Origin of the sequence: Ornithinimicrobium sediminis, from assembly GCF_021272345.1 — a bacterium.
GTDB lineage: Bacteria > Actinomycetota > Actinomycetes > Actinomycetales > Dermatophilaceae > Ornithinicoccus > Ornithinicoccus sediminis_B.
In genome coordinates, this window is sequence record NZ_JAJSDQ010000001.1 from 512,334 (window position 1) to 539,297 (window position 26,964).

The following is a 26,964-nucleotide window of genomic DNA, read 5'->3' on the forward strand; positions in this document are numbered from 1 at the left end:
TCCCAGGGCTCGTGCGGCAGGGTCGTCAGGTCAGGGGATGATGCCGAAGAGGATCGCGAAGGGCGGCAGCAGGAAGCCGACCACCGTGACCACGGCGATGAGCACCGCAGCGATCCGCAGACGTTCGGCGGCGGCGATGCTCGTGTTCAGCCCCAGCGTCATGCCCGCCCCCCAGACGCCGTGCAGCAGGTGCATGCCGAGGGCGAGCACCGCGAGGGTGTAGATGCCGACCGCCCACCAGACCTCGAAGCTGGAGACCAGACGCGCTGCGGGGCTGTCGAAGTCCCCGTTGATCTGGATGGTGTTCGTCGTGAAGTGCAGGATGTGGAAGACCAGGAAGAGCAGCAGGGCCACCCCGCCCCATCGCATCGCCTTGGACACGAACAGCGACTTCGCGACGCCCGAGACGGCATACCTGCTCTTGCGGGCCTTGCCCGCCCGCGACCAGAGGGCGAAGGCGGCGTAGGCGTGCCCGACGAGGCTGGCCAGCAGCACGATGCGCAGGATCCACAGCGCACCGCCGTAGGGCAGCATCGGGGTCAGGAGCTCACGCAGGTGCTCGGCGTACTCGTCGAACGCCTCCTCACCGGCGAAGATCATCAGGTTGCCGTACATGTGCGCGAGGATGAACCCGACGAAGATCAGGCCGGTGATCGCCATCACCGACTTCAGCAGGATGCTGCTCGCACCTCTGCGCTCCCCCGTGGAGATAGTTGAAGTGGCCACGTTCCCGATGGTACAGGCGGGGTTCGGCTGCCGAGCAGACAGGTTGCCTAGCATGTCCCGGGTGACCACGACCGCGACCCGCCCCCCTCGGGCCGAGCCCTCGCTGGCGGCGCGGCTGCTCGGGGCGGCCCCGGACCCGCGCCAGGCACGGTGGGCATGGTGGGGGCCCCTGGTGGCCATGGTCGTCGGCGGAGCGCTGCGGTTCTACCGGCTGGGGCACCCCGACACCCTGGTCTTCGACGAGACCTACTACGTCAAGCAGGGCTGGTCGCTCGTCCTCTACGGGCACGAGCGGGAGGTGCGGGACGACCTCGAGGAGCCCAACGAGCTCTTCACCAACGGCACCGGCGACATCTGGGGGCCCGACCCGGACCTGGTCGTCCATCCCCCGGTCGGCAAGTGGATGATCGGGGCCGGCGAGTGGGTGTTCGGGCTCGAGTCCTCCTTCGGGTGGCGGGTCGCGGCAGCCGTCGTCGGCACGCTGTCCATCCTGCTGCTGGGCCGCGTCGCCTGGCACCTCTGGCACAACGCCGCGCTGGCCACCGCCGCGGCCACCCTGCTCGCCGTCGACGGCCACCACTTCGTGCACTCGCGCACAGGCCTGCTCGACATCTTCGTCATGTGGTGGGTGCTGGTCGCCTTCTGGGCCCTGGTCCGCGACCGGCAGGACGGTCGGCGCCGTCTCGCGCACCGCTGGGGCCGGCTGTCAGCGGCGCAACGGGACCGTATGCCGCTCGGCCCGCCGCTGGGCCTGCGGTGGTGGCGCCTGGCGGCCGGGGTCAGCCTGGGCCTGGCCGTCGGCACGAAGTGGTCGGGCCTGTTCTTCCTCGCCGTCTTCGGGCTCATGACGGTGCTGTGGGACCTGGGGGCCCGCCGCGCCGCCGGCGTGCGGCGCTGGTGGGTCGGCACCCTGGTGCGCGACGGCATACCGGCGTTCCTGCTGATGGTGCCGGTGGCCCTGGTGACCTACCTCGCGTCCTGGACCGGGTGGTTCGTCACCGACGGCGGCTACAAGCGGCAGTGGGCGCAGGACAACCCGGCGACCGGGCCGGGCGGGCTCGTGCCGGACAGCCTGCGCTCGCTGTGGAGCTACCACCAGGAGGTGCTGAGCTTCCACACCGGCCTGCAGAACGAGCACGCCTGGTCCTCCAGCCCCTGGTCCTGGACGGTGCAGGGGCGGCCGACGCTGTTCTACTCCCAGTGGCCCGAGCGCGGTGAGCAGGGATGCGAGGCCGAGGCCTGCGTGAGCTACATCGCCTCCCTGGGCAACCTCTTCGTCTGGTGGGGGGCGACCGCCGGGCTGGTGGTCGTGCTGTTCCTCTGGCTCTTCGGCCGCGACTGGCGCGCGGGGGCGGCGCTGACCGGCATCGTCGCCGGGTGGCTGCCCTGGTTCCTCTACCAGACCCGCACCATCTACTCCTTCTACGCCGTCGCGTTCGTGCCGTGGCTGGTGCTGGTGGTGGTGACCTGCATGGCGCTGGTGCTGGGCGCCCCGGACGCCTCTCCCCGCCGTCGCCGATGGGGGGCCGTGGCGGTCGTGGCCTACACGGTCGCCGCGGTGCTGATGTTCTTCTGGTACTACCCCGTGCACACCGCCCAGGTCATCCCGCGTGAGGAGTGGACCTGGCGTCTCTGGTTCGACTTCTGGACCTGACCGCCACGTCGCCAGGGGTGTGGCAGCACGCGTTGCCAGGGAGTTTCCACGCTGCAAGGAGCGTTGCCAGGGGTTTTGCGCCCCTCACCACCCGTTGCCAGGGAGTGTGGCACACCGCGCAGAGCGTTGCCAGGGGTTGCACCTACCCGGGCCCGGAGCAGCATCGGCACCCGGGTCGCTGTCGCCGTGGCCTACCGCGCGTGCAGACTCCCTCGCAACGCGTTCCGCGGGGGTGGAAACTCCCTCGCAACGCTAGAGGCCCATCGCCTCGGCGAGCATCAGGTGGGTCCGTCCCTCCTCCGCGCGGCCGGCCCGCTGCAGCGTGCGGGCGAGCACCAGGTGTGCGTAGGCGTCGTCCGGCCAGCGGTCGACGATGACCCGCAGCAGCGTCTCGGCACGTCCCAGCTGGGCGGAGTGGTAGTAGGAGCGCGCCAGGAGCAGCTGCACCTCGGCGTGGTGGGGCAGCTCGCGTGCCAGCGGCTCCAGCAGCTGCGCGGCCAGGCGGTAGTCCTTCGTCTCGAAGGCGAGGGTGGCCCTGTCGTAGCGGTCGGCGTCGTCGTCGTGGTCCATCACCCCAGTGTCAACCCGCAGGGTCGGCACGGACTTCCCGGTGGGCCGCGACTGCCACAGCGCCCACTCGACGCTCACGTCGCCTGCGGTTCACAGCAGCCGGGTGGCGCACCGTGTGCTCCCGCTCAGGGAGGTCGGGCAGGCCTGGCAGCAGCAGGCCGTGGGCCATGCCGACGTCCGCCCCGACCTGCAGCCCTGAGACGGCGGTGTGCCGTGGTGCTCAGCCGCGCACGTCGACGAAGACCTCGGGGGTGGCCCGACCGGCCAGGGTGAGCGCATCGGCATACGGCACGTCGTGGATGCGCACCGACTCCGGGCCTGCGGCGGTCGTCGCCACCAGCGTCGCGAGGCCTCGACGGCGCTGCAGCAGGGTCTGCCGCACCACCCAGCCGATGATGCCGGCCCGCTCCAGCACCTCACGGTCCCGCAGCAGGGCTCCGTGCTGGCTCACCAGGTGCGCCTCGGTGAGCCCGTGCCCGAGGTTGCGGTACGCCTCCCGGGCCACGAGCACACCCAGCAGCGCCGCCCCGGCCCACACCACGGGCAGCAGCCACCACGCCCAGTCCAGCCAGGCCACGGCGGCGGCGGTCCCGGCTGCGAGGAGCGCGGGCAGGATCTGGGCGCGGTACTGCAACCGCAGCCAGGCGTAGTGCCCGTGCGACGTCATCGGCATGGTGAGCGGGCCGTCCTCCGTCAGGACGGTGTGGCCCACGTCCACGACCACCTGGCGCGGGGAGGGCGGGAGCACCTTGGTGGTGCCGTCGGCACCGACCCCGGTCGACAGTGTCATCAGCTCGGCTCCCCCGACGAGCCGCAGCAGGAAGGTCTCGCGCATCGCGACGCCGCGCACCTTGGCCTCCTCGATGGTCGTCGACCTCGTGGTGAACAGCCCCCGCTGCAGCCGCAGTGCCCCTTCGGGCATCCGGGTCAACCGCAGGTTCCACCACTGCACGACGTAGTTGAGCGTCGACAGCACCAGCCAGGCGACCAGCACGCCGCCGAGCACCAGCAGCGTCAACCAGAGCACCGTCTGGCTGCGCACCCAGTCCCAGGCGCTCTCCACGACCTCCACGTCCTCGACAGGCACCTGCCCGCCGAACTGCGAGGCCAGACCGCCGATGCCGGCGACGATGACCAGGCTGGACAGGCTGAAGGGCGCGAAGCGCAGCCAGGACCAGTCGATGCGGGCCAGCTCCACCCCGGAGCGCGGGACCCCCGCGCCGGCGCCCGGTGCGGGCGACCCGTCGCCGTGCTCCCCGGCCTCGACGGCCCCGGTGACCTCGGCCCGTGCCAGCAGGAAGTCCTGCAGCTCGCGCGCCTGCGCGACGGTCAGCGCGTCGAGCGGGATCTGCGTGGCGTCGACGCCGGTGCCGATGGAGACCTTGGACAGGCCGAGCAGCCGGTGCAGCAGCGAGGACTCCAGGTCGACCGAGCGCACCCGGTCGAGCCGTGCCGTCAGGGTCGTCTTGTTGAGCAGGCCCCGGCGCACCTGCAGCTGGCCTCCGGCGATGCGGTAGTAGGTCGTGAACCACGGCACGAGCCCGAGCAGCACGACGGCGACCACGGCGAAGGCCACGAAGCCGAGGTTGGAGAAGGGCCCGCCCTCGCCGGCGCCGCCGAAGCCGAAGAAGGCGATGACCAGCGGCACCATCAGCTGCCCGGCCGTGCGCACCGGGTGGACGAAGAGCATCCGCGGGCTCAGCCGCTGCCACTGGTCACCCTTGACCAGGTCGGGGGGCGGCGGCAGGGGCACGGGAGGACCTGACGGCGGAGGCATCGCCGGGGCGCCCTCGGGCGATGGGCGCGGGGCCGGCGCACCCTCGGGTGGCGGCAACGGAGCCGGCTCACCCTCGGGCGGGGGCAACGGCAGACCGGAGGGCGGAGGCAGGTCTCGCGGGCCCTCCCCCGCGGGCCCGCCGCTCATGTCGCGTCGCCGTGGGTGCGCCCGGTGATCTCGGTCAGCTCGGCGACCACCCGCTCGGCGACGTCCTGGTCGAGGCAGTCGATGGTGATAGGGCCGGCCGCGGAGGCCGTGGTGACCGTGATCGAGGACAGCCCGAAGATCCGCATCACGGCCCCGCGGTGGGAGTCCACGGTCTGCACCCGCGACAGCGGGGCGATCCGCTGCTCCCGGCTCAGCCAGCCGGACCGCGTGTAGATCGCGGTCGGCGTGACCTCCCAGCGGTGCACCCGGTAGCGCCAGTGCGGCATCACCACCAGGTGCACGATCCGCAGCACCACCAGGGCCGCGACCAGGGGGCCGGCCCAGCTCTGCCACGAGTCCGGGACGAGGAAAGAGTAGGCGACGAACAGGACCACCCACTCCACGACCCCGCTCACCAGTCCGCCGAGCGCCCAGTAGCGGATGGCCTGCGGCGAGACGAGGTGGGCAGGCTCGCGCAGCGTCACGGTCTCGGTGGTCACCTGCCCATCATCCCAAAGTGGCGACCATGAGCGCCTTGATGGTGTGCAGCCTGTTCTCCGCCTGGTCGAAGACGACGCTGGCCGAGGACTCGAACACCTCGTCGGTGACCTCCAGGCCTCCGGCGAGCTCGGGGTGCTGCTGCACCAGCGCGTGGCCCACCGCGGTGTCCGTGTCGTGGAAGGCGGGCAGACAGTGCATGAACTTGGCCCTCGGGTTGCCCGTCGCAGCCATGAGGTCCGCGTTGACCTGGTAGGGCAGCAGCGCGCTGATGCGCTCCTCCCAGGCCTCGACGGGCTCACCCATGGACACCCACACGTCGGTGTGCACGGCGTCGGCACCGGACACCGCCTCGCGGGGGTCGTCGGTAATGGTGATGCGGGCCCCGGTCCCGGCGGCGACCTCGCGGCACTGCTGCACGAGCTCGGGTGCCGGCTGGTAGGCCGCGGGTGCTCCGATGCGCACGTCCATGCCGAGCTTGGCACCGATGAGCAGCAGCGAGTTGCCCATGTTGTTGCGGGCGTCGCCCACGTAGGCGTAGCCGATGTCCTCCAGCAGCTTGGGCACCTGCTCCATCATGGTGAGCACGTCCGCCAGCATCTGGGTGGGGTGCCAGTCGTCCGTGAGCCCGTTGTAGACCGGCACGCCGGCGTGGTCGGCGAGCTCGGTGACCAGCGCCTGGGAGGACCCGCGGTACTCGATGGCGTCGTACATCCGCCCCAGCACCCGGGCCGTGTCCTTGATCGACTCCTTGTGTCCGATCTGCGTCGAGCCGGGGTCGAGGAACGTGGTCGACGCGCCCTGGTCGGCAGCCGCGACCTCGAAGGCGCACCGGGTGCGGGTGGAGGTCTTCTCGAAGATGAGCGCGACCGACTTGCCTCGGAGCATCTGCCGCTCGTTGCCGGTGGTCTTGGCGTGCTTGAGGTCGCGGGCGAGGTCCAGCAGGTAGCGGATCTCGGCGGGCGTGTGGTGCTGCAGCGACAGCAGGCTGCGACCACGCAGGTTGATCGCCATCGGGGCGCTCCTCGGTCAGTGGGTATGCGGTGCTGCGCCCGAGACTATCTCCCGGTCCCGCGCGTGCTGTCCGGCCTCCGCGGCGGCGGGATGTGTGTGTGCGCCGCGGCGGCCCCGGACGGGTGGGCACCCTCGCCCACGAGCGACAACCCCGCCCCTCCGGCAGGAGGGAAGGGGTGTCGTGGTGGTGGAGCTGAGGGGATTCGAACCCCTGACCTTCTCATTGCGAACGAGACGCGCTACCAACTGCGCCACAGCCCCAAGGTGTCGAGCGGTTACGGAGATTACCACTCCGCCATGGGCGCCGACGAACCCGCGCCGGTCAGGGCTGTGTGCGCACCGCGGGCAGCTCCTCGGACTCCTCGGCGAAGCCGAGGGCGAGCCCGTCGAAGGGCAGGTCCTCCTGCGGGGTGGAGGCCGGGGCCGGTGCGGTGACCTGCTCGGTCGGGCGCTGGTGTGCCTTGGCCTTGAGGGTGTAGGTGGGCGGCGGCACCGGCACCGGCTGCCAGCTGCCAGGGGCGGTCTGTGCGACGGGCCGGGCCGGGGTCGTGCTCGGCTGCGGCCTGCGGACCGGCTGGCGGCTCTCGACGAGGTCGATGTCGAAGACCGCGCCGGCGGAGGCACGACGGGCAGCCGTCGCCCCTCCCGTCGCGGGACGCGCGGGCGTCGACGAACGCGCAGCCAGCGCGGCGGCGGCTCCGCCGAGCGCGGTCGCGGCGGGCCGGCTGCCGGGACGGCGCGGGGCCCGGGCCGCCTCGGCGCCGGACCCCGTGGCGGACGCGCCGACAGGACGGACGGGGCCGGGCGTGGTGGCGGCGGGGCGTGCGTCCACCGGTGTGGCAGGACGTGCGGCGGAGGGGCGGGCGGGCGCGGTCGCCGGCCGGGCGGTGGGGCGGCGCACGGGTCGCGCAGTGCTGCGCGCCGCACGGGCCACGGAACGCCGGGCCATGACGCCGGTGAGCACAAACGCTGCGATGCCGGCAGCGGCCGTCCACCAGGGCCAGACGCCGAGCATGCCCAGCACGGTGCCGAGCACCATGGCCAGGCTGCTCAGGAGCAAGGCGGCCAGGCGACCGTTCACCGACGACAGGGGCGAGGAGACCCGAGGAGCCGACCGCCGTTGCGCTGCGGGGCGGGTCCTGGACGCTGCCGCGGCCGGACGTGCCGCCGCGGGACGTGCCGCTGCGGGACGTGCCGCTGCGGGACGTGCCGCTGCGGGACGGGGCTGGTCAGGACGTGCCGGAGCAGAGCCAGGACCGGTCGGGGCGAGGGCCGGGCCGGACGTCGCCCGGGCCAGCGCGTCGACGTCGTGCGGGTCCGCCGCCGCGGCCGGCGAGGGAAGGACCGAGGGCGACGCGTGCTTGACGACGACCTCGGGGCTGGCCGGACGGATGGGCGACACGGCATACGAGCGCGGAGCGGGGCGGGAGATGTCGGTGTGCGGCATGCGCTGGCGACGCTCGAGCACCCGCATCGCCTCGGAGAAGCGGTCGACGGAGCGGGCGGTCGCGATGTGGTCCCGGCGGCGCACCCAGTGCTGCACGAGGTAGGCAGCCCACACCGCGAGGATGACCACGAAGATCAAGCTGCTGGGGGGCACGACTGCAACGGTAGGGGCTGGCCCGCGCCGACCGGCGCAACCGCCGTGCGTGTCGTGGAAGTGACGGCTGTGACGGGTGAGGTCTCAGCGCGTATGCCGTCGCGCCAGGCCGGCGACGAGGGCGCCGGCCTCGGGGTGCTCGGCGGTCATGGCGAAGGTGATGTGGTCACGCCAGGCGCCGTCGACGTGGATCAGCCCCCGGCGCAGGCCCTCCTCGGGCAGCTGCAGCCGCCGCGCGACGGCCAGGCTGGTGACGTTCTCGGGGCGCACGTTGACCTCGACCCGGTGCAGGCCGACCTCGTCGAAGGCGTGGTCGATGAGCATCGCCAGGGCCCAGGTCGCCAGACCCCGGCCGGTGGCGGCGCGGTCCAGCCAGTAGCCGGCCGAGGCCGTCCACCGCGAGCCCCACTGGATCTCGAAGAGGTGCATCTGCCCGACCGGGCCCTCGCCGGCGTCGACCACGAAGGGCACGAGCCTGCCCTCGCGGGCGGCACGGTCGTAGGCCCGGCGCAGCCGCGGGAACACAGGCACCTGTTCCGGGCCGCCGGGCAGGGTCGACTCCCAGGGGCGCAGCCACTCGACGTTCCGCTCGCGCAACGCCTCCCAGTGCGCGCGGTCACCGCGGCGCAGCGGTCGCAGGGTGATCTCGGTGCCGTCGGGCCTCGTGGTGCGGACCTCGGTGGGCCAGGTCCACATCAGGGGCCGCCGCGCGCCCAGTCCCCGGACCGGCCCCCCGACTTCGCGACGACCTGGACGCCTTCGATGCTCGCCTCACGGTCCACCGCCTTGACCATGTCGACCAGGGCCAGGGCAGCCACGCTCACACAGGTGAGCGCCTCCATCTCGACACCGGTGCGGTCGGCGGTGCGCACGGTCGCGGTGATGTGGACGCCGTCGTCGGCCACCCGCAGGTCGACGTCCACGGCGTGAACGGCGACGGGGTGGGCCAGCGGCACGAGGTCGGGTGTGCGCTTGGCGGCCTGGATGCCCGCGATCCGGGCCACGGCCAGGGCGTCGCCCTTGGGCACGGTGCCCTCGCGCAGCGCGGCGACGGCGACCGCCGACAGGGCGACCCGGCCGCGCGCGGTGGCGCTGCGCGTGGTGACCGCCTTGGCGCTGACGTCGACCATGTGCGCGGTGCCGTCGTCGCGCAGGTGGTTCAGGCTCATGTGCGGAACCGGTGTCGGCCACGCCCTGGCGAGCGCAGCTCCTCCTCGTCCTCGGCGAGCCGGCGCTGGGCGGCCAGCCGGGCCTCGATCTCGCCCCAGGGACGCAGCGGGACGAGGTCGACCTCCGAGCCGACGGCCACCTCCGTCACCTCCGGCGGCACCACGGCCAGTGCCTCGGCCGCGGCGAGCCCGCCGACCAGGTGCGACCCGGCCCCGCCGGCCGGCCGCACGGCATACGTCCCCGTCACGTCCTGCTCCACGCCGACCCTGGCGTACTGCGTCTTGCCCTCCGGCGAGCGCCATCCCTCGGCGACGAGGGCGCTCACCGTGGCGGCCTGGTAGCGCCGCCCGGCGCGTCGGGCCAGGGCCGGCCGGACGAAGACCTCGAAGCTCACCAGTGCGCTGACCGGGTTGCCGGGCAGCGTGAACACCGGCACCTTGCGCCGACCCAGCACCCCGAAGCCCTGCGGCTTGCCGGGCTGCATGGCGACCTCGGTGAAGGTCATGGCGCCCTGCTTGGACAGCACGGCCTTGACGGCGTCGTAGGCACCCTTGCTCACGCCACCGCTGGTGATCACCGCGTCGGCGTAGGACAGGTGGTGGTCGAGCTCCTTCTTGATGACCTTCTCGTCGTCGGGCAGGTGGCCGACATGCACGGCGTAGTAGCCGGCCTCGCGCACGGCAGCAGCCAGCATCGGGCCGTTGGAGTCCACGATCTGGCCGGGCTCGAGCGGCTGCCCGACCGGCACGAGCTCGTCGCCGGTCGACAGCACGACGACGCGCACGGGCCCGTTGACCCGCACACGGGTCACCCCCGCGGAGGCCAGGACGGCGACCTGCGCCGGGCCGATCGTCGTGCCGGCGGGCACGATGACGTCCCCGACCCGCAGGTCCTCCCCCGCCCGCCGGATGTGGGCACCGACCTTCGGCGCACGGCGGATCTGGGTCTCACGGGGGCGGTTGTCGGTGTCCTCCACCGGCACGACGGCGTCGGAGCCCTGCGGCATCGGGGCGCCGGTCATGATCCGCCACACCGTGCCGGTGCCGTGCATCCGGGGAGCGGTGTCACCGGCCGGGATGTCGCCCTGCACAGGCATGAGGACCGGGTGCTCGGGCGACGCGCCGCGCACCTCCTCGGCCAGCACCGCGTAGCCGTCCATCGCCGAGTTGTCGAACCTCGGCAGGTCCACCGGGCTCGTGACGTCCTGGGTGGTCACCAGCCCGTTGACCCGCGCCAGGGACAGCTCGACCTCACGGTTGGGCCGCACCTTGCGGAGGATCGCCGCGAGGTGCTCGTCGACCGGGATCATGCGGTGCCGTCCTCGCCGGGGTGCTCCCCGGCCCTGCTGATCGCTCCATCGGCCATGCCGTCAGCCTAACCGCGGCGGCGGCTGCGTCGACCGCAGCGCCACACTGGTCCCATGGGTGACGAGATGCCGCCGGTGGCGGCCGGCAAGGCCGAGTGGCGCGCGGCGGTGCGCCGCCGGCGTCAGGAGCTCCTGCGCGCCGAGGGCGAGGAGGGGCGCCGGGCACGGGCCCGTGCGCTGGCCACAGGCGCCCTCACCTGGCTGGAGTCGTATGCCGCGCAGCGCGGCCGACCGTCGCTGCGCGGCTGGCGGGTCACCGCCTTCGCGCCCATGGCCGCCGAGCCCCCGGTCGACGACCTCGTCCGCGCGCTGCGGGACCGTGGCGTCGAGGTGCTGCTGCCGGTGACCCTGCCCGACGGCGTGCTGCGCTGGACCACCCGCCCCGGAGGCAGCGGTCACCCGCTGCGGTCCGACCCCGGTGCCGTCGAGGACAGCGCAGGCCCCGAGGCCCTGGACAGCGTCGACGTCGCCTTCGTCCCCGCGCTGGCGGTCGCGGCGGACGGCCGGCGGCTCGGCCAGGGCGGCGGCTACTACGACCGCGCCCTGCCGCGCCTACGGGCACGGACCGACCCGGCCCCGGTGGTCGCGGTGGTGCACGACCACGAGTGGGTGGCGGACGTGCCCAGCCGGGCGCACGACATCCGGGTCGACGCCGTGCTCACCCCCCGCGGCGTGCAGGCGGTCAGTCCTCCGGGGTGAGCACCAGGCGGTGCTGCTCGCGGGCCTCCACGGCCTCGCGGGTGAACGACCACGGGTAGGCGAGCCCGGCGAGCCACGCCTCCGTCTGGTCGTCGTAGTGGGGGTGGAAGGCGTGCCCGGAGTTGCCGGTCTGGTTGACCCAGGTGGAGGCGTCGAGGTCGCCCAGGTCGACGACCATCCGCATGGACGGCCCGGCCGTCACCTCGAAGCTGCCCTGGCCGGCGTCCCAGCTGAACGCGTCCACCAGTGCAGACCCGCCGGGCGCGGCATACGGCCCGCGGTTGAAGAAGGACTGGACGACCCCGGGCACGGACTCCTCGCCCAGCACGGGGTGGTCCAGATGCACCTCGTGCAGCCGGCCCCACTGCCAGTCGGCGGGGTTCTTGCTGATGTCGCGGGTCAGCTCCAGGCGCGCGTCGATCATCGCCTGGCGGAGCACCTCGTCGCGGGTCTCGACCACACCCGGGGTGCGGTTGTCGTCCCACCACGGGTCCTCCGGGCGCTCCAGCAGGTTCTCCACCATGAGCATCCACCGGGAGTTGCCGTTGGCGTGCAGGTCGAGCGGCAGCTCGTCGTCGACGGTGAGCTCGAGCAGGTGGGCCCAGACCGCGTAGAAGTATATGGCCGCCGCCCCCTGCTCGCCGTCCCCGGCAGGTGCCGTGCGGTTCCAGTCGTCGAGCAGCCGGCGCGGCTCGGAGTAGAACGGCTCGTTGCCCAGGTTGACCGACATCAGGTAGGGCACGAGGGTGTCGGCGAAGGAGTTGTAGGTGTCGGTCTGGATGGCCTGCATCGTCGAGGCCGTCAGCGGCCCGCGGGCGATCTCGGTCGCCAGCAGGTCTGCGATGCGCTGGCTGCGGTATCCCTTGTCCCACTCCGTGGTGAGGAAGGGCGTGCTGCTGCGGGCCACCGCCTGGTTGGCCGCGACGATGACGCCGTCGTCCGGGTTCAGGGTCCACGGCAGCTGCTCGAAGGGCACCCAGCCCTTCCAGTCGTAGGCGCTGTTCCAGCCCGGTGAGGGCCAGTAGCCCGGGGGTGCGCTGTTGGTCGATGACTCGCGCACCGGGATGAGACCGGGGGCCTGGTAGCCGATGTTGCCCTGGCGGTCGGCGTAGACGAGGTTCTGCGAGGGCACGGCGAACAGCTCGGCGGCGGCCCGGAACTCCTCGAAGTCGGTGGCCTTGTTGATCTCGAAGATCGACTCGGCCGTGCGGCCGGGCTCCAGGCCCGTCCAGGCCATCGAGACGTCGTAGCGCCCGGAGGTCTCGACCCCCTGGAGCGGGGGGTTGACCCCGGCCTGGGTGACGGTGTCGACCACGTCGGACAGGATCGGCCCGTGGTGGGTCTCGCGCACCAGGATCTCGACGGGGTCGCCCCCGGCCACCTCGAGCGTCTCGACGCGGGTGTCCAGACGGCGGTACTCGTCGTCCACCCGGTAGCGCTCGCCCTCGATGTCCTCGAGGTAGAAGTCGGTCACGTCGGGGTCGAGGTTGGTGATGCCCCAGGCGATCTCCTGGTTGTGCCCGACGATGACGCCGGGCACCCCGGCGAGCGTGAAGCCGCTGACGTCGAACGGGCACTCCTCCGTCACCTCGCGGCAGTGCAGGCCGGCCTGCAGCCAGAGGCCGGGCTGGCCGACCGCCAGGTGCGGGTCGTTGGCCAGCAGCGGCAGGCCGGACTCGGTGTGCTCCCCGGAGACGACCCAGGAGTTGGAGCCGACCCCGTCACCCTCGGCGACCATGGACGGGATGACGTCGAGCGCCGCCAGGGCGCTGGTGTAGGCGGACTCTCCAGCTGCGAGGTGCTGCTCACTGGGCCCGCGGGCACCGCCCTCCACGCTGCGCGGGGCGTCCGAGTCGGGCGCCGGCGCCGGGTCGGCGGCGCTGCCACCGCGACTCTCACCGCTGCCGGCGCTGCTCTGGGCCGGGCGCCACTCGTCGTTGGACAGGATCGGGGCGTGCATGTCGTAGGGGTAGTCGGGGTAGAGCGAGCCCAGCTGGGCCAGCGAGACCTCACCGGCGAGCCGGGCGCGGGCGAGCTCGTCGCGGTAGTTGCCGCGCAGGTCCCAGGCCATCGCCTTGAGCCAGGCCAGTGAGTCGACCTCGTCCCACGGCTCGATCTGGTAGCCGGGCGCACTCTGGGCCAGCACGACATACTCCAGCGAGACCTGGGAGGGTGAGGGGTTGGCCGCCAGGTAGGCGTTGACCCCGGCGCTGTAGGCCTGCAGGTAGCGGCGCGCGGTGGGGTCGAGGAGGGCCAGCTCCTGCTCGGCCACCCGGCGCCAGCCCATGGTCCGGATGACCCGGTCGGTCTCGAGCCCGCCCTCGCCCACCAGCTCGGCCAGCCGGCCGGCGGTGGTGTGCCGGCGCAGGTCCATCTCGAAGAAGCGGTCCTGGGCTGCGACATACCCCTGGCCGCGGAAGAGGTCCTCGGCGGTGTCGGCGTAGATGTGGGCCACCCCGAGCTCGTCACGGACCACCTCGACCTCGGCCCCGAGACCTGCCAGCGGCAGCTCCCCCTCGGTCACCGGGAAGCTGCGGCGCACCAGGCCCACGGCGAGCACCGTGGCGGCCACGAGCACCACGGCCAGCACGGCCGCCAGGGGCACGAGGACACGGCGCAGCAGTCGAGGCACGACACCGAGGGTATGCCACCTGCAGCACCGTGTGGGCTCGCCCCGCTGGTCGGCGTCAAGACCACGCCGCCCCTCCGCATAGACTTGCCCACCGTGCCTACCTACTCGTATGCCTGCCGGGACTGCGAGCACCGCTTCGACATCCAGCAGGCCTTCACCGACGACGCCCTGACCGTCTGCCCCGAGTGCGGCGGCGGGCTGCGCAAGGTGTTCAGCGCCGTAGGGGTCGTGTTCAAGGGCTCGGGCTTCTACCGCACCGACTCCCGCTCCTCGGGCTCCTCCGGCTCCGCCACGTCGACGACCTCCGCCGGGTCCGGTGGCGGCTCCGCGGACGGTGCAGGCAGCTCCGGCTCCTCCACGAGCGGGTCCTCCAAGAGCGGGTCCTCCACCCCCAGCACCTCGGGGTCCGGGTCGTCGTCCACAGGCTCCTCGACGCCAACCAAGGACGGCTGAGCCGGTCCTACGCTGCGGGGTGTGACGACGCACCCAGACCCCGCACAGCTCCCCGACGCCCGGCCCGACGTCGCCGTGGTCGGCGGGTCCGAGATGCCCCTGCCCTTCGCACTACCGGGCTGATGGGACGTATGGCGGCTCACGGCGACGCGCCCCGAGGGGTCAGGTCGCGAGCCGGCAGGTCGCGAGGTGACGGGCCGCGTGGTGGGCTGCGCAACCGGGCACGCCGTGGGTCGGGCACCGACCAGGCCCGTCGCTGGCTGGCTGCGCTCGCTGCCGGCGCGGCGGTGTGGCTGGTGGTGGGAGCCCTGCGGCCCCCTGCGCCGGACCCCGGTCCGCTCGTGCTCGTAGCGGCGAGCGACCTGCCCGCCGGCAGCACGGTCGGCACCGGGGACGTCTCGCTCACCCACGTGCCCGAGGACGTCGTGCCCACGGGCGGCCTGACCGACCCGGCCGAGGCCGTCGGCCGCGCCAGCTCCACGGCCTGGCAGGCCGGCCAGGTGCTCACCGGCGCGGACGTCTCGGTCGCCGCACTGGCCGACGGGCTGGGCCCGGGCACCGTGGTGGCGCACCTGCCGCTGGGCAACCCGCCGCTGGCCGCCGCCGCCACCGCAGGCACCCGCGTCGACGTGCTCTCCGTCGTCGACGGCAGCACCCTGGCGACCGACGTGCTGGTGCTGGGGCCCGACTCGGCCGGAGGCGCGGGGCTGTTCGTCGCGCTGCCCGCGGAGCGAGCCGGGCAGATGGCCGCCCATACGGGCTCCGGGGTGCTCGAGGCCGGGGTGACGGTGGTCCTGCACCCACCGCAGGGCGGGTGAGCACGGCATACGGTCGGTCCGCCGAAGCACGCTAGATTGGGCCGCCGCGCTGCGTCGACGCGCGTGGCCCGTGCCCCCACCTCCCCGCTCTCCTGTCTGCGAGGACATCACCCATGCTCACCGGCTTCAAGGACTTCATCACCCGCGGCAACGTCGTCGACCTCGCCGTCGCGGTCGTCATCGGTGCGGCCTTCGCCACGATCGTCGACACGGTGGTCTCGGCGCTGGTCCAGCCCATCCTCGCGGCGGTGGGCGGGCCGGACGCCTCGGGGCTCGGCTTCGCGATCCGCGAGGGCAACGAGGCGACCTTCGTCGACATCGGGGCGGTCATCAACGCCATGGTCGTCTTCCTCATCACGGCCGCGGTCGTCTACGCGGTGTTCGTGGTGCCGATGAACAGGCTCGCTGCGCTGCGCGCCCGGGGCGAGGAGCCCGAGTCCGCGTCGCCGGCCGAGGACGTCGTCGTGCTCCGTGAGATCCGCGACCTGCTCGCCCACCGCGACCAGGGCTGAGCGCCACCGGCACCGGCCCCTGTCTCCCCCGGCCACGCCGGGTGACCGTCACTCCCAGTGGGGCGGACGCTGCTCCTGCCACCACCCCTCGCCGTGAGCATGCTCGTCCTGCGGGTGGGAGCGCGCGCCCCGCTCGGTGACCTGCGCAGTCGTGTCCTCGCTCGCCGAGTCGTCGGTCGGCTCGGCGTCCAGGCTCACTGTGTCGTCGGCCCGTTCGCTCTCCGGCACGCCGTCGGTCGCCGGCGCGACCACGCGACGGTGCCCGCGCCTGCCCGGGCGGCCGTCGGCGTCCTGCGCGGGTCTCTCAGCGGTCATCCGGCCGGGTCCGGGTGGAGACCTCGCGCACGAGCGTGACCAGCCGGGCCACCTCGCGGGCCGGGTCGCGGAAGAGCTCGCTGGAGCGCACCCGGGTGTGCCCCCACCCGAGGCGGGTGAGCTGCTCGGGGCGCAGCCGGAAGTGGTCCCTGCCCGGGGTGTCGGTGAGCGGCTCGAGGTCGGAGTCCACGGCCACGATGAGGCGGCCCGGGCGGGAGGGGTCCTCGATGCCCAGGGGCACCGCATGACGGCCGTGGCCCACGTCGTGGCGCACGGTGAGCCCCTCGGCCTCCAGCCGTCGGGCGAGGTCGGCCAGCAGGGTGGGGACGGCAGGGGTGTCGTCGTCCGACGGGCCGGGCGCCAGCAGGGCCGTGGCCACGGAGGTGCCCACGCCCGTCGGCCACGACCGGACCGGCTCGGTCGTCACGAGGGTGACCGTGCGCCGGGCAGCGGCCAGGGCGGTGCTCACCCGGTGGGCCGGCATCCCGTCGGCGGTCAGCGCACCGACCCAGACGACGTGGTCGCGCACCTCGCCCGCCCACCGGTCGGTGACCGTGAGGTGGAACGGCTCAGGGGCGTCCTCGGACAGGGCCAGGCAGCTGGGTCGGTCCTCGGCCAGAGCCAGCCCGAGTGCCTCGTCCACGGCCGCACAGAGCGCGCTGTCGTCCACCAGCAGCACGACCGAGCGGTCGGGGCGGCGGCGCACCCGCTCCAGCACGGCACCGACCGCGGCGTGCACCAGGGCGGGGGCGTCCTCGACGACGCGCTCGGTGAACCGCGGCGTGCGCAGCACCCCCGGGAAGCCCTCGATGTGCGGCTCGGCCACCAGCCCCAGCGGGTCGACGAGCCGCTGGTCCAGGGCGCGGTAGTGCGTGGTGAACGTGCGTGCGGGCAGCACCAGACGCGCGTCGTCGAGCAAAGACGACAGGGGCCTGGGGTCGGCAGGCGTCTCCTCCACCACGCAGCTGAAGGCGGTCGGCGGCGGCCGCAGCCGGTCACCGACCACCACGGTCTGGGTGCCGTGGGTGAGTGCGGCGACCACGTGCGCGGTGCGGGTGCGCCCGGCGTGCTCGACGACGACCAGCCGGACCCGGAGGTGCTCAGGCAGCGTCGCGGGCACCACCAGGGGGCTGCCGACCAGGCACGGGCGCAGGGCCATCACCACGTCGGGGCAGAAGTGCAGCACCTCACGGATGTCGTGCACCCCCGCCGCGGCGGCCTGCCGCAGCGCTGTGACCTGGATGGGGTGAGCGGCGATGACACGCTGCAGCCGCCGGTGCAGGGTGCGCCGCACCCGGGCCGCGTTGCGGGCCAGGTGCTCGCGGTCGGCGCGGCGCAGGATGCGGGAGGCCTCGAGGAGGTCCTCGCTGCTGGGCACGCCGACCTCGTCGCGGGTCAGGTGGTCGTGCAGCGAGGCCTGGTGCACGAGCTCGACCTCGGTGGGCACGTCGTCGGCGCTGATGCCGCGTCGGGCCAGGTCGTCGACCAGCGGGCCGAGACCGGCATCCCGCAGGGGCTGCAGCAGGCCGTGGGCACGGGCGGCCACCGCGACCCGCTCCGCGCGCGCGTCCAGACGCAGGAGACGGTCGAGCAGCAGGTCGAGGTGGGTGGTCATCAGGTCCTGTCCGCTGGGCGTGTGCTGCAGCACACCGGCCAGCCAGGTCAGGTCCTTCTCGATGGGCGCGAAGGCGTCCAGCGCCTCCTCCCACCCCTCCGGGGTGCTGGGTCGTGCCGCCCGGCCGGCCAGCTCCTCCCACTCGGCCCGCTCGTCCCGCGCGGCGCGCACCCGGTCGGCCAGGTCGGGGGGTGGCGGGCCGGGGCGCAGCAGCGTGCGGACCTGGCGTCGCAGCCGCCCACGCGAGACCGCTCCGGGCCGCGTGGGGCCCTTGGCGGAGGTCGCGGCGACCATGTCCTCCAGCGGAGCGTCGTAGATCTGCTGCTGGAAGACGTCCAGCGTCTCGTGTGCCCGACCGACCAGGTCGAGGCGCTGGGCCCACTGGGTCAGGTTCAGCGGCTCGGGCAGCCCGGCCTCACGGCATACCTGCTGCATCTGGCCACGTGCGGTGGCGAGGTCGCCGGCCACCAGCCCGGCCACGATCTCTGCCGCACGGGGGGCGTCGTCGTCCTCGTCGGTGAGCTCGGCGCCGTACCAGGGGTCCTCGACCCGGCCGCGCTGCCACACCCCGATCCGTGCCGCCTCGACCAGCACCGCGGTGACCTCGGCCAGCCGCTCCGGGGTGAGCGTCTGCAGGACGGGCAGCTCCAGGCGCACGTGGGACAGCGGCGGGCGGTCCAGACCCGCCAGGCGGGCCAGCGCCGACTGGGTCTGGGAGAGGGTCCGGCCCCACGGTGCGTGGGGCGTGTGCATGCGCACCTCGTGGATGCGCAGGGTCTGCTGGGCCTGGCGCCATGCCTGCAGGGGGTCGTCGGGGAAGCCAGGCTCCGGTGTGTCGACCGCCGCCTCGAGCTGCTCGGCCAGCCGCGCCACGGCCGCCCGCGCCCGCCGCGGGTCCTCCGGCAGGTCCAGCACGATGTCGTGGAGCCCGACGTGGGCCAGCCTGCGGCGCATGGCGTCCAGCGCCGGGCGCTCCTCGCTGACCACCAGCGTGGTGTGCCCCTGCGCCAGGGCAGCGGCGACCATGTTGGTCACGGTCTGCGTGGCACCCGTGCCCGCAGGGGTGTCGATGACCAGGCTCGCCCCGCGCGCGACCTCGTCGACCACCACGCGCTGGTCGTGGTCGGCGTCGAGGACCGACAGCTCCTGGGCGGGGTCGTCGGCCCTGACCGGGTCGGGGGTCACTACCGGGGGTCGGACCTGGTCGCCGGCGAGGGCCGCCACCAGGTCGTGGGTCGCCAGCCGGGCAGGGTCCATCGACAGGTGCGCGACCAGCGGCAGCTTGGCCCAGGGGTAGGTGCTGATGACCATGTTGGGCCCGATGCTGAAGCCGGGCATGTCCTGGCAGAGGTACTCGAGCTCGTCGTAGACCGCCCGCGGGTCGAAGCCCCCTTCCATGGTGGAGAGGCGGGCCAGCTCGACCGGGTCGATGTCGATGCCCACCTCGCCCCGCAGGTAGTTGTCCAGCACCGGGTTGAAGACCACGTCGGCGTCGAGCTCGACCACGTAGTCACGGTGGCTCGCGTCGACCGGGTGGATGCGGCATCGCCGGAGCAGCACGGGGGCACGCGGCTGGGTCTTGCTACGGGGCAGGGTCCACGAGGCCAGGCCGACGGCGATGAACCCCGTGGTGAGGCCGTGCTCGCGGCGCATCTGCAGGGTCTTGCCGCGGATGGCGCCGACCGTGCGCAGCGCCTCGCCGAAGGCGACCTTCTCGCGCACCAGCTCGGACAGGCGCGTGGGACCGCCGGCGAGCAGCTTGGCCACTCCCCCGGGGTGGGCGACGGTGAGGTCGAAGGTGCCCAGGGGCAGCTCACGGTGCCAGAGCAGGGTGTTGCGGCCGCCGAGGTCGGCCAGATCCGCCCGCCACCGCTCCTGCGCCGCACGGACGACGTCGACGCGGGCAGCGGCTACGTCGACGGAAGGGTTCACCCGGTCAGGCTAACCAGTGACAGCCACGGATCCGCGCGCTGTGACGGTATGTCGGCGACCACCTGCGTGTCGCGGCTGTGACGTTGTCCTCACTGCCTCGCCGGCCCCGTGGCGGAGGGCTCAGTGCAACAGCCGGAAACGCAGACCACGCAGCGTCACCGAGCCCAGCGCGAGGGCCACCACGGCCGCCATGGCGCACAGCCAGCCGTAGCCGAGGTAGGCCACGACCACACCCGCGAGGGCGCCGCCGACCGCTGCCGACAGTCCCATGACGACGTCGGCGGCGCCCTGCACGGCGGAGCGGTCGTGCACCGGTGAGGCGGCCGCGACCTGCGCCGAGCCGGCGACCATGGTGCAGGACCAGCCGAGGCCGAGCAGGATCAGCCCGGCGGTGAGCGCCCAGGAGAAGCCGGCGACCGACAGGCCCGCGAGCAGGCAGGCCAGCAGCAGGATCACCACGCCGAGCAGCACCACCCGTGGTGAGCCCCAGCTGTCGGTGAGCTTGCCGGCCACCGGCGCGAGGCCGTACATGCCGAGGATGTGCATGGAGATCACGAAGCCGATGACCTCGATCTCGGCGTCGCCGTGCGCCATGTGCAGCGGCGTCATGACCATCACCGCGACCATGACGATGTGGCCCCCCGCCACGGCCAGCGTGCCGGCCAGCGCGTCCGGGGTGTGCCGGATGACGGTCAGCCCGTGCCGCACCGACCCGTGCTTGTGCGCCGGGTCGGCGGGCGCCTCGGCCTGGGCCAGGGCGCGCGCGGTCACCAGCGGGTCCGGGCGCAGGAACGCCGACAGCACGGCCATGGCGACCAGGAACCCGGCCCCGCTGATCACCCAGGCGCCGGCCAGCGGCGGGATCCCCAGGAAGCGGCCGACCGCGGCCCCGGGGCCCAGCAGGTTGGGCCCGAGCACGGAGCCGACGGTCGTGGCCCACACCACCAGGCTGAGCTGACGGCCCCGGTGGTCCGGCTGCGCCAGGTCGACCGCGGCATACCGGGCCTGGCTGTTGGCGGTGGTGGCCGCGCCGAACAGGAAGGTGCCTACGAGCAGCAGCACGAAGATCTCGGTGACCGTGGCAGCGATCGCCAGGAGCGCGCCCAGGGTGCCCAGACCGTATGCCGTGACGAGCCCGGCGCGGCGACCGCGTGCCGCCATCACGCGCGCAACGGGGATGGTGAGCAGCGCGCCCCCGAGCACCTGACCGGTCGTCGCCAGTCCCGACAGGGCGTCGTTGCCGCTGATGTCGGCCGCAATGATGGCCGCCACCGCGATGCCGCTGGCGACCCCGATGCCGCCCAGGGTCTGGCTGCCCATCAGCGTGCGGACCGTGCGGGCCTGGATGGCCGGCACCTGTGCAGCGGTGGGCAGTGCAGTGGTCACCTGAGCACTATTGCAGGCTCACCCACCGGGTCGTCAGGGAGCCAGTGCCGCACAGACCCTGGCGACCTCGTCGCCCGTCTGACGCCGGGGCTCGTGCACGACCTCGCCGGTGGTCAGGCTGACGTATAAGTCGCGTCGTCGATGGAGAGGATCAGGGTCACGTTGATGCTCCAGACGTACTCCCGCCCGGTGTCCTGTCGCTCGAAGGTGAGCAGCGTCGCGGGGCCGCCGAGGCCTGCCCAGTCGTCGTAGAAGCGCTCATCGACCACTTGTCCGGTTGCACCCGGAGCATCCGCCAGAACTGTCGCCGTGTCGGTGAGACCCGCGTGGTCCGATAGGCTCCCGCTCGGACGTGGCGGCGTGCGGTGGTCCTCCCTCCGAGACCCACCCGGCCGCGCCCACCATCCCCGCCCTCGTAGCTCAGGGGATAGAGCACCGCTCTCCTAAAGCGGGTGTCGCAGGTTCGAATCCTGCCGGGGGCACTTTGCATTTGTGCAGGTCAACGTGATGCCGATGCTCAGAGGCTGCCTCCCAGATCGATCCCCTGCCCCATCTTGGGACGTGTTTGGGACGTGAATGCCCGGTTCACCCTTTCGATCGCTGCCCGGTCGGCGTCGGTGCCCATCAGGTGCCCGTAGGTGTCGAGCGTCAGCTTGGTCGAGCTGTGGCCCAGCCACGAGGCGATGGTCTTGATGTCCACGCCGGCTGCGATCCACATGCTCGCCGCGGTATGCCGGAGGTCGTGCGGGCGTCGACCGCCGGCCGTCGCGTTCCAGTGCACGTCACGGCGCCAGTTCTGCGCATGCAGGTAACCGCCGTGCGGCGCCGGGAAGAGCAGATCGTCCGGCTCCCGGGAGACAGCCCGCGACTCGACGGCCGGGAGAGCCAGCGACAGCAGGGGGACGACACGGCTCCGGCCGCTCTTGGTGGTGGACCTCTCGATGACCTTGCCCGTCCGACCCGACTGCGGCAGCGACCTGGACACCACCAGGGCCGGGTAGGGCACGCGCGTCACGTCCCGGACCCGCAGCCCCCGCAGCTCCCCGAAGCGCAGTCCTGTCAGACCGAGAATCAGCGTGACGTCGGCCAGGTCGCCGGCGAGCTCTCGGTGCTCGTCCACCAGCGCGAGCAGCTCGTCCAGCGTGAAAGGACGCACCTCGGCGCCCGCGCTCGGCGCGTCCGGGCGGGGCATCCGCACAGCGGCGGCCGGGGAGTCCCGGATGACCCTCGCTCGCACCGCATAGTCGAAGAGGCCACGGAGGGTCGTCCGCACCCTCGCTGCGGTCCCGACCGAGCGGGAGGACGCAAGGTCGGCCAGGAACCGCTCGATCTGCAGCCGGTTCACCGATCCCGTCGACCGTTGGCCGAACACCGGGAGGATGTGGACCCGGAGGGCGCTCTCGTCCGACTCCCACGCCCGCACCGAGACCTGCCCCCGACGGACCTCCAGGAAGCCCTTGGCCACGTCGGCGACGCTGACCCTGCCGGCTGACGGGGAGACGAAGTCGCCCATGAGGATGAGCTGCTGCTGCTCCCGCTCCCACGCGACGGCGTCCCCGCGCCGCTCGAACGAGCGGGTGGCGACGATCCGACTTCGATGCCACACCCTGACGCGGTAGCGGCGTCCGCGTTTCTCGATCACTCCAGGACCTCTCGCTGAGCCTCCAGCCAGTCGTTGAGGTCCGACGGCTTGAAGAACACCCTGCGACCGACACGGATGGCCGGGGCGAACCGGCGTTGGAGGCGGAGGTAGTTGAGAGTGTTCGGCGAGATGTGGCACCACCGGGCCGCCTCCTCGATGGTGAGCAGTTCGATGGGGCTGATGGTCTGAGACATGGCGTTGAGGTTCCTTTCACTCGTGGTCAGCTTCTTCTGCTGTAGTCCCCAAAGCGTCGAGATCCACCCCAGGGACTCACCTTCTTCCAATTCAGCCACTTCCGACCGTCCGACGATCGACCCCCGACCACGCTGTGGACAGACAGCCACGCACTTCGAGCCACTCGCTCACGCTCGACCTGGCCGCCCCAGCCCTCTCGCTGTCACACATCAGCCCGCTCTAGACGCACTTCTCGATGTGCGCGCCGCCGGCGCCGACTCAGCCGTGACCCCAGGGCCTGAGCAGACAGTCGACAGCCGCATGAGCACTACGGAGAAGGAACACACCCGGTGCACTCGGTCGCCGCGGTGAGACCCTGAGCGTTGACCGCCCGCTTTGGTGGGTGTGATGACGTTGCACAAGCTCGCCGCCGGCAGCGGGTACACGTACCTGACGAAGCAGGTCGCTGCCCACGACGCCACGGAGATGCGGCAGGTCGGGCTCGCTGCCTACTACGAGGAGAAGGGTGAGGCACCGGGCCGCTGGCTGGGCACTGGCCTGGCCGGCCTCGACCTCAACGTGGGGGACGTGGTGACCGAGGAGCAGATGAAGCTGCTGTTCGGGCAGGGCCGCCACCCCCGCTCCGACGAACCGGAGGCGGCTGCCCAAGGGTGGGATGGGTTGGGGCGGGCGTTCCCGACGTTCGGCGCCACGACCTTGCGGCAGGTGATCGCGCGGGCGTTCAGCGAGCACAACACCGGGCAGGGGCTGGTATGGAACCATCCGATCCCGGCGGAGGTCCGGGCGCGGATCCGCACCCAGGTCGCCCGGGAGGCGTTCGTGGACCGTCACGGCCGGGCGCCGGTGGACGAGGGCGAGCTGACGGGGTTCGTCGCGTCGGCGTCGCGGCCGGCGCAGGTCCCGGTCGCGGGGTTCGACCTGACGTTCTCGCCGGTGAAGTCGGTCTCGGCCCTGTGGGCCCTCGCCCCGGTTGACGTTGCCAAGCAGGTGGAGGCCGCGCATCAGGACGCGGTCCGCGCGACGTTGGCGATGCTCGAGGCGGAGGTGGCGTTCACGCGGGTCGGGAAGGGCGGGATCCGGCAGGTACCGGTGACCGGCCTGGTGGCGGCGGCGTTCGACCACCGCGACTCCCGCACCGGGGACCCGGACCTGCACACCCATGTGGTCGTGTCCAACAAGGTGCAGTCGTTGCCGCAGGAGGGCGGCCGGTGGTTGACGTTGGATGGGCGGATGCTGTTCAAGGCCAAGGTGATGGCCTCCGAGCACTACAACACCCACCTCGAAGCGAGCCTGGTCGACCGGCTCGGGGTCCGGTTCGTCGACCGGCCCGCCCCAGCCGGGCGCAGGCCGGTGCGGGAGATCGCCGGCCTGGACGCCGGGCTGCTCGCGGTGTGGTCCAGCCGCCGGCATGCCATCGAGCTGCGCCAGCGCGAGCTGGTCGCGGTGTTCCGGGCCGAGCACCACCGTGCCCCGACCGCCGTCGAGGCGTTGGCGTTGGCGCAACAGGCGAACCTGGAGACCCGCCCGGCCAAGCACGAACCCCGCAGCGAAGCCGAGCAACGGCGCGAGTGGTGGGCGCAGGCCAGCGCCATGTACGCCAGGGGCGGGCGCGGTGGGGACGTGGCCGTCGCCAAGCTCATCGCCGCGGCGGTGGGGACGCACCAGGGACGCAACCGGGAAGGCGGTGGGGACGGGAGTATCGCCGCAGGTCAGCGGGTGGGGACGCTCCAGGGACGCGTCCGGGAGCGGCGGGGTGGGGACGTGCGCCCCCAGGTGGTCGCCGACCGGGTGCTGCAGGTGCTGGAGGGGTCGAGGGCGACGTGGCAGGTGTGGCACGTCCGTGCCGAGGCCCTGCGCCAGGCCCGCACCGCACAGGTACCCCTCGCCGAGCTCGACGACTATGTCCGAGAGGTCGAGAACGAAGTGCTGACCGGCCTGTCCGTGCCCGTAGGGGTACCACCGGAGCTGGGTGAGCCGGCGGTGCTGCGCCGCTCGGACGGGCAGTCCGCCCACACCGTGCACGGCAGCCAGGCCTACACCTCCCGGGCCATCCTGGCCGCCGAGGAAGAGCTGCTCGGCCTGGGGGTGCACCGTGACGGCCGGCAGGTGAGCCCCGGGGTGGTGGAGGCTGTCCTGGTCGGCCAAGCCGGCACCGGGATAACCCTGGACCGGTCCCAGACCGCCATGGTCCGCGACCTGGCCACCAGCGGGTGCCGCGTGCAGGTCGCCCTCGCCCCGGCCGGGGCCGGCAAGACCGCCGCCCTGCGTGTGCTCGCCCGGGCGTGGGAGGCCTCCGGTGGGCACGTGGTCGGGCTCGCACCCACGGCGGTCGCGGCTGACGAGCTCGGCCGCGCCACCGGGATCCCCGCCGACACCCTTGCCAAGTTCCTCCACCAGACCACGCGCAACGCCACAGACGCTGCTAGCGATGGGCACCCGAACGTGGGGCCGGGGACGTTGGTGGTCATCGACGAGGCCGGGATGGCTGGGACCCGTGACCTCGCCGCGGTGGTCCGGCATGTGGTCGACGCCGGTGGGAGTGTGCGGCTGGTCGGGGACGACCAGCAGCTCAGTGCTGTCGCCGCCGGCGGGGTCTTTCGAGACCTGGCCGAGCAGGGTCACGCGCACGGCACCACGGCCACGTTGACCGAGCTGCACCGGTTCTCCGACCCCGCCGAAGGAGCCGCCACCCTCGCGGTCCGGGACGGTGACCCCACCGCGTTGGACCACTACCTCGACCACGGCCGGGTCCACACCGGCGACGTGGGCACCGCGACCGACACGGCGTACGCCGCGTGGAAGGCCGACCAGCAGGCCGGGCTGTCCAGCCTGCTGCTGGCCGCGACGCGCGACTCCGTGCGCGAGCTGAATCAGCGCGCCCGGCAGGACCGTCTCGACACCACCGGCCAGCCGCCTGGACGTGAGATCGTCCTGGCGGACGGCACTCGGGCCAGCGCCGGCGACACCGTGATCACCAGACGCAACGAGCGCGCCCTGCGGACCGGGGACGGGTCCTGGGTCAAGAACGGCGACCGGTGGCACCTCGTGGACGTCCACCGCGACGGGGCTGTCACGGTCGAACGCCACGACCACAGCACACACGCAGGTGCTGCCCGTCGGCTCACCCTGCCCGCCGGGTACGTGGCCGCGCACGTGCAGCTGGGGTATGCCAGCACGATCCACGGCGCCCAGGGAGCCACTGTCGACACCACCCACACCGTGCTCACCGGGGCTGAGACCCGTCAGGGCCTGTATGTCGCCGTGTCCCGCGGCCGGCAGACCAATGACCTGTACCTCGGCGCGCCCGCGCCAACGCTGGACGGCGTTGGCCCCGAGGTCCATGACGCAACCGCTGACCCGCGGGAGCTGCTCACGGACATCCTGGCCCGGGACGGCCGGGCACAGTCCGCCACGACCGTCGAGCGGGGCGACGCCGCACGGGACCTGCGGCAGGCGGCGCTGGCCTACCAAGACGCCCTTCCCGTCCTGGCCCAGCAGCACCTCGGGGCCGAGCGGATGGCCGCGCTGGACGACGCGTTGGACCGGTGGATCCCCGGCCTGACGCAGCAACCGGGCTACCCGCACCTGCGGGGACAGCTGGCGCTGCACTGGGTCGACGGGACCCACCCGGAGACCGTGGTCGAGCAGGCCACATGGTACCGCGGCACCCAGGCCCTGACCGAGGCCGAGGACCCTGCCGCCGCCCTTGCCTGGCGCATCGCCGGCACCTGCCCAACGTCGCACCGGGACGCACCCCTGCCCTGGCTACCCGACATCCCACCCGCCCTACGACAGGACACGGCGACGAGCGACTATCTCGACCGGCTCACCCAGCAGGTCGAACAGCTCGTGCAACGGGTCGCCGGCGAGGCCCAGCATGCAGGCGCCGCGGCCCGCGCGCCCTGGCAACGGGCACTGCCCCCGGACGTCGACGACCAGCTCATCGGCGACCTCGCCGTCTGGCGCGCCGCCCACGGCATCGCGCCGACCGAGCCCAACCCCACCGGTCCGCCCACGAAAGAACCCGACGCAGCCCGGCACCAGGCCCGACTCAACCGGCGACTCAGCGCACCGTCTTCGGTCTTCAGCAGGCAGACGGCAGACGCTGAGCGCGAGAAGCTACGAATCAGTCAGCGACAAGCTGAGCGCGACCGGCTCCGTGAACGTCCCTCACACGACGTATCCGGCCCTTCGCGGTGACCGGAGTCGGTCAGCGCTGACCCCCCGCAACACCGTGGTCGAT

The 26,964-nt window shown here is 73.0% G+C and carries 22 protein-coding genes and 2 tRNA genes; 7 read left to right on the forward strand and 17 right to left on the reverse strand.

Annotated elements, in window-relative coordinates; translation table 11 throughout:
* Positions 1-30: 30 nt before the first annotated feature.
* A complete protein-coding gene (locus LVO85_RS02295; protein ID WP_232745776.1) occupies positions 31-726 on the reverse strand; it encodes a succinate dehydrogenase cytochrome b subunit in 696 nt (231 codons plus the stop codon).
* A 52-nt stretch (positions 727-778) separates the two neighbouring features.
* Here LVO85_RS02295 and LVO85_RS02300 point away from each other — a divergent pair, with 52 nt between their 5' ends.
* The gene (locus LVO85_RS02300) at positions 779-2,380 is read left to right on the forward strand and encodes a dolichyl-phosphate-mannose--protein mannosyltransferase (RefSeq protein WP_232745777.1); all 1,602 of its coding nucleotides are present in this window, start codon (positions 779-781) and stop codon (positions 2,378-2,380) included.
* Between the two features lie 252 nt (positions 2,381-2,632).
* Here LVO85_RS02300 and LVO85_RS02305 read toward each other — a convergent pair whose 3' ends face one another.
* The 9 genes from LVO85_RS02305 to glp form a co-directional block, all read right to left on the reverse strand.
* Positions 2,633-2,950, reverse strand: coding sequence for a tetratricopeptide repeat protein (locus tag LVO85_RS02305; RefSeq protein ID WP_232745778.1), 318 nt, complete (start codon positions 2,948-2,950; stop codon positions 2,633-2,635).
* Positions 2,951-3,170: 220 nt separating this feature from the next.
* Entirely contained in the window at positions 3,171-4,703 is a 1,533-nt protein-coding gene (locus tag LVO85_RS02310; protein WP_232745779.1) for a PH domain-containing protein, read from the reverse strand.
* A gap of 167 nt (positions 4,704-4,870) precedes the next feature.
* On the reverse strand, positions 4,871-5,374 hold the full coding sequence (locus LVO85_RS02315) for a PH domain-containing protein (RefSeq protein WP_232745780.1): 504 nt from the start codon (positions 5,372-5,374) through the stop codon (positions 4,871-4,873).
* A 7-nt stretch (positions 5,375-5,381) separates the two neighbouring features.
* Complete coding sequence (locus tag LVO85_RS02320) at positions 5,382-6,386, reverse strand: ornithine carbamoyltransferase (protein WP_232745781.1); 1,005 nt, start codon at positions 6,384-6,386, stop codon at positions 5,382-5,384.
* Positions 6,387-6,571: 185 nt separating this feature from the next.
* Positions 6,572-6,647: transfer RNA gene (locus tag LVO85_RS02325), tRNA-Ala, on the reverse strand.
* 61 nt (positions 6,648-6,708) lie between these two features.
* Complete coding sequence (locus LVO85_RS02330; RefSeq protein ID WP_232745782.1) at positions 6,709-7,986, reverse strand: hypothetical protein; 1,278 nt, start codon at positions 7,984-7,986, stop codon at positions 6,709-6,711.
* 84 nt (positions 7,987-8,070) lie between these two features.
* The gene (locus LVO85_RS02335) at positions 8,071-8,682 is read right to left on the reverse strand and encodes a GNAT family N-acetyltransferase (RefSeq protein WP_232745783.1); all 612 of its coding nucleotides are present in this window, start codon (positions 8,680-8,682) and stop codon (positions 8,071-8,073) included.
* Positions 8,682-9,155 carry a cyclic pyranopterin monophosphate synthase MoaC gene (gene moaC, locus LVO85_RS02340; RefSeq protein WP_232745784.1) on the reverse strand — a complete coding sequence of 158 codons (474 nt, stop codon included), beginning with the start codon at positions 9,153-9,155 and terminating at the stop codon, positions 8,682-8,684. The genes LVO85_RS02335 and moaC overlap by 1 nt, the downstream gene beginning before the upstream one ends.
* Complete coding sequence (gene glp / locus LVO85_RS02345; RefSeq protein WP_232745785.1) at positions 9,152-10,465, reverse strand: molybdotransferase-like divisome protein Glp; 1,314 nt, start codon at positions 10,463-10,465, stop codon at positions 9,152-9,154. Before glp ends, moaC begins: the two co-directional genes overlap by 4 nt.
* Positions 10,466-10,576: 111 nt before the next feature.
* On the opposite strand from glp, the gene LVO85_RS02350 reads away from it, so the two are divergent.
* Positions 10,577-11,221 carry a 5-formyltetrahydrofolate cyclo-ligase gene (locus LVO85_RS02350; RefSeq protein ID WP_232745786.1) on the forward strand — a complete coding sequence of 215 codons (645 nt, stop codon included), beginning with the start codon at positions 10,577-10,579 and terminating at the stop codon, positions 11,219-11,221.
* Here the strand turns inward: LVO85_RS02350 and LVO85_RS02355 are convergent.
* Positions 11,205-13,853, reverse strand: coding sequence for a penicillin acylase family protein (locus tag LVO85_RS02355; protein WP_232745787.1), 2,649 nt, complete (start codon positions 13,851-13,853; stop codon positions 11,205-11,207). The two genes, LVO85_RS02350 and LVO85_RS02355, sit on opposite strands and share 17 nt — an antisense overlap.
* Before the next feature lie 93 nt (positions 13,854-13,946).
* Here LVO85_RS02355 and LVO85_RS02360 point away from each other — a divergent pair, with 93 nt between their 5' ends.
* The 3 genes from LVO85_RS02360 (at position 13,947) to mscL (ending at position 15,636) form a co-directional block, all read left to right on the forward strand.
* On the forward strand, positions 13,947-14,306 hold the full coding sequence (locus tag LVO85_RS02360) for an FmdB family zinc ribbon protein (protein ID WP_232745788.1): 360 nt from the start codon (positions 13,947-13,949) through the stop codon (positions 14,304-14,306).
* A gap of 131 nt (positions 14,307-14,437) precedes the next feature.
* Positions 14,438-15,124, forward strand: coding sequence for an SAF domain-containing protein (locus LVO85_RS02365; RefSeq protein WP_232745789.1), 687 nt, complete (start codon positions 14,438-14,440; stop codon positions 15,122-15,124).
* Positions 15,125-15,237: 113 nt separating this feature from the next.
* Complete coding sequence (gene mscL, locus LVO85_RS02370; RefSeq protein WP_232745790.1) at positions 15,238-15,636, forward strand: large conductance mechanosensitive channel protein MscL; 399 nt, start codon at positions 15,238-15,240, stop codon at positions 15,634-15,636.
* A gap of 48 nt (positions 15,637-15,684) precedes the next feature.
* On the opposite strand, the gene LVO85_RS02375 is transcribed toward mscL, so the two are convergent.
* From LVO85_RS02375 to LVO85_RS02390, 4 genes are all read right to left on the reverse strand, one after another.
* A complete protein-coding gene (locus LVO85_RS02375; protein WP_232745791.1) occupies positions 15,685-15,951 on the reverse strand; it encodes a hypothetical protein in 267 nt (88 codons plus the stop codon).
* On the reverse strand, positions 15,941-19,498 hold the full coding sequence (locus tag LVO85_RS16915; protein WP_232745792.1) for a hypothetical protein: 3,558 nt from the start codon (positions 19,496-19,498) through the stop codon (positions 15,941-15,943). Before LVO85_RS16915 ends, LVO85_RS02375 begins: the two co-directional genes overlap by 11 nt.
* A 120-nt stretch (positions 19,499-19,618) precedes the next feature.
* Entirely contained in the window at positions 19,619-20,884 is a 1,266-nt protein-coding gene (locus LVO85_RS02385) for an MFS transporter (protein WP_232745793.1), read from the reverse strand.
* Positions 20,885-20,997: 113 nt separating this feature from the next.
* Positions 20,998-21,153 (reverse strand): hypothetical protein, encoded by a 156-nt coding sequence (locus tag LVO85_RS02390; protein ID WP_232745794.1) that lies wholly within the window; start codon positions 21,151-21,153, stop codon positions 20,998-21,000.
* 140 nt (positions 21,154-21,293) lie between these two features.
* Here LVO85_RS02390 and LVO85_RS02395 point away from each other — a divergent pair.
* Positions 21,294-21,366, forward strand: a tRNA-Arg gene (locus LVO85_RS02395).
* 35 nt (positions 21,367-21,401) lie between these two features.
* Here LVO85_RS02395 and LVO85_RS16920 read toward each other — a convergent pair.
* Positions 21,402-22,490, reverse strand: coding sequence for a tyrosine-type recombinase/integrase (locus LVO85_RS16920; protein WP_332875398.1), 1,089 nt, complete (start codon positions 22,488-22,490; stop codon positions 21,402-21,404).
* 32 nt (positions 22,491-22,522) lie between these two features.
* Entirely contained in the window at positions 22,523-22,720 is a 198-nt protein-coding gene (locus tag LVO85_RS02405; protein WP_029202704.1) for a helix-turn-helix domain-containing protein, read from the reverse strand.
* A gap of 388 nt (positions 22,721-23,108) precedes the next feature.
* On the opposite strand from LVO85_RS02405, the gene mobF reads away from it, so the two are divergent.
* Complete coding sequence (gene mobF, locus LVO85_RS02410; RefSeq protein ID WP_232745795.1) at positions 23,109-26,921, forward strand: MobF family relaxase; 3,813 nt, start codon at positions 23,109-23,111, stop codon at positions 26,919-26,921.
* The last annotated feature ends 43 nt before the right edge of the window (positions 26,922-26,964 follow it).

Bases quoted from the DNA above. Each gene is read 5' to 3' on its own strand.
- LVO85_RS02300 (WP_232745777.1), top strand. From the start codon at position 779: ATGTCCCGGGTGACCACGACCGCGACCCGCCCCCCTCGGGCCGAGCCC.
- LVO85_RS02305 (WP_232745778.1), bottom strand. From the start codon at position 2,950: ATGGACCACGACGACGACGCCGACCGCTACGACAGGGCCACCCTCGCC.
- LVO85_RS02320 (WP_232745781.1), bottom strand. From the start codon at position 6,386: ATGGCGATCAACCTGCGTGGTCGCAGCCTGCTGTCGCTGCAGCACCAC.
- LVO85_RS02335 (WP_232745783.1), bottom strand. From the start codon at position 8,682: ATGTGGACCTGGCCCACCGAGGTCCGCACCACGAGGCCCGACGGCACC.
- moaC (WP_232745784.1), bottom strand. From the start codon at position 9,155: ATGAGCCTGAACCACCTGCGCGACGACGGCACCGCGCACATGGTCGAC.
- glp (WP_232745785.1), bottom strand. From the start codon at position 10,465: ATGATCCCGGTCGACGAGCACCTCGCGGCGATCCTCCGCAAGGTGCGG.
- LVO85_RS02350 (WP_232745786.1), top strand. From the start codon at position 10,577: ATGGGTGACGAGATGCCGCCGGTGGCGGCCGGCAAGGCCGAGTGGCGC.
- LVO85_RS02365 (WP_232745789.1), top strand. From the start codon at position 14,438: ATGGCGGCTCACGGCGACGCGCCCCGAGGGGTCAGGTCGCGAGCCGGC.
- mscL (WP_232745790.1), top strand. From the start codon at position 15,238: ATGCTCACCGGCTTCAAGGACTTCATCACCCGCGGCAACGTCGTCGAC.
- LVO85_RS02375 (WP_232745791.1), bottom strand. From the start codon at position 15,951: ATGACCGCTGAGAGACCCGCGCAGGACGCCGACGGCCGCCCGGGCAGG.
- LVO85_RS02405 (WP_029202704.1), bottom strand. From the start codon at position 22,720: ATGTCTCAGACCATCAGCCCCATCGAACTGCTCACCATCGAGGAGGCG.
- mobF (WP_232745795.1), top strand. From the start codon at position 23,109: ATGACGTTGCACAAGCTCGCCGCCGGCAGCGGGTACACGTACCTGACG.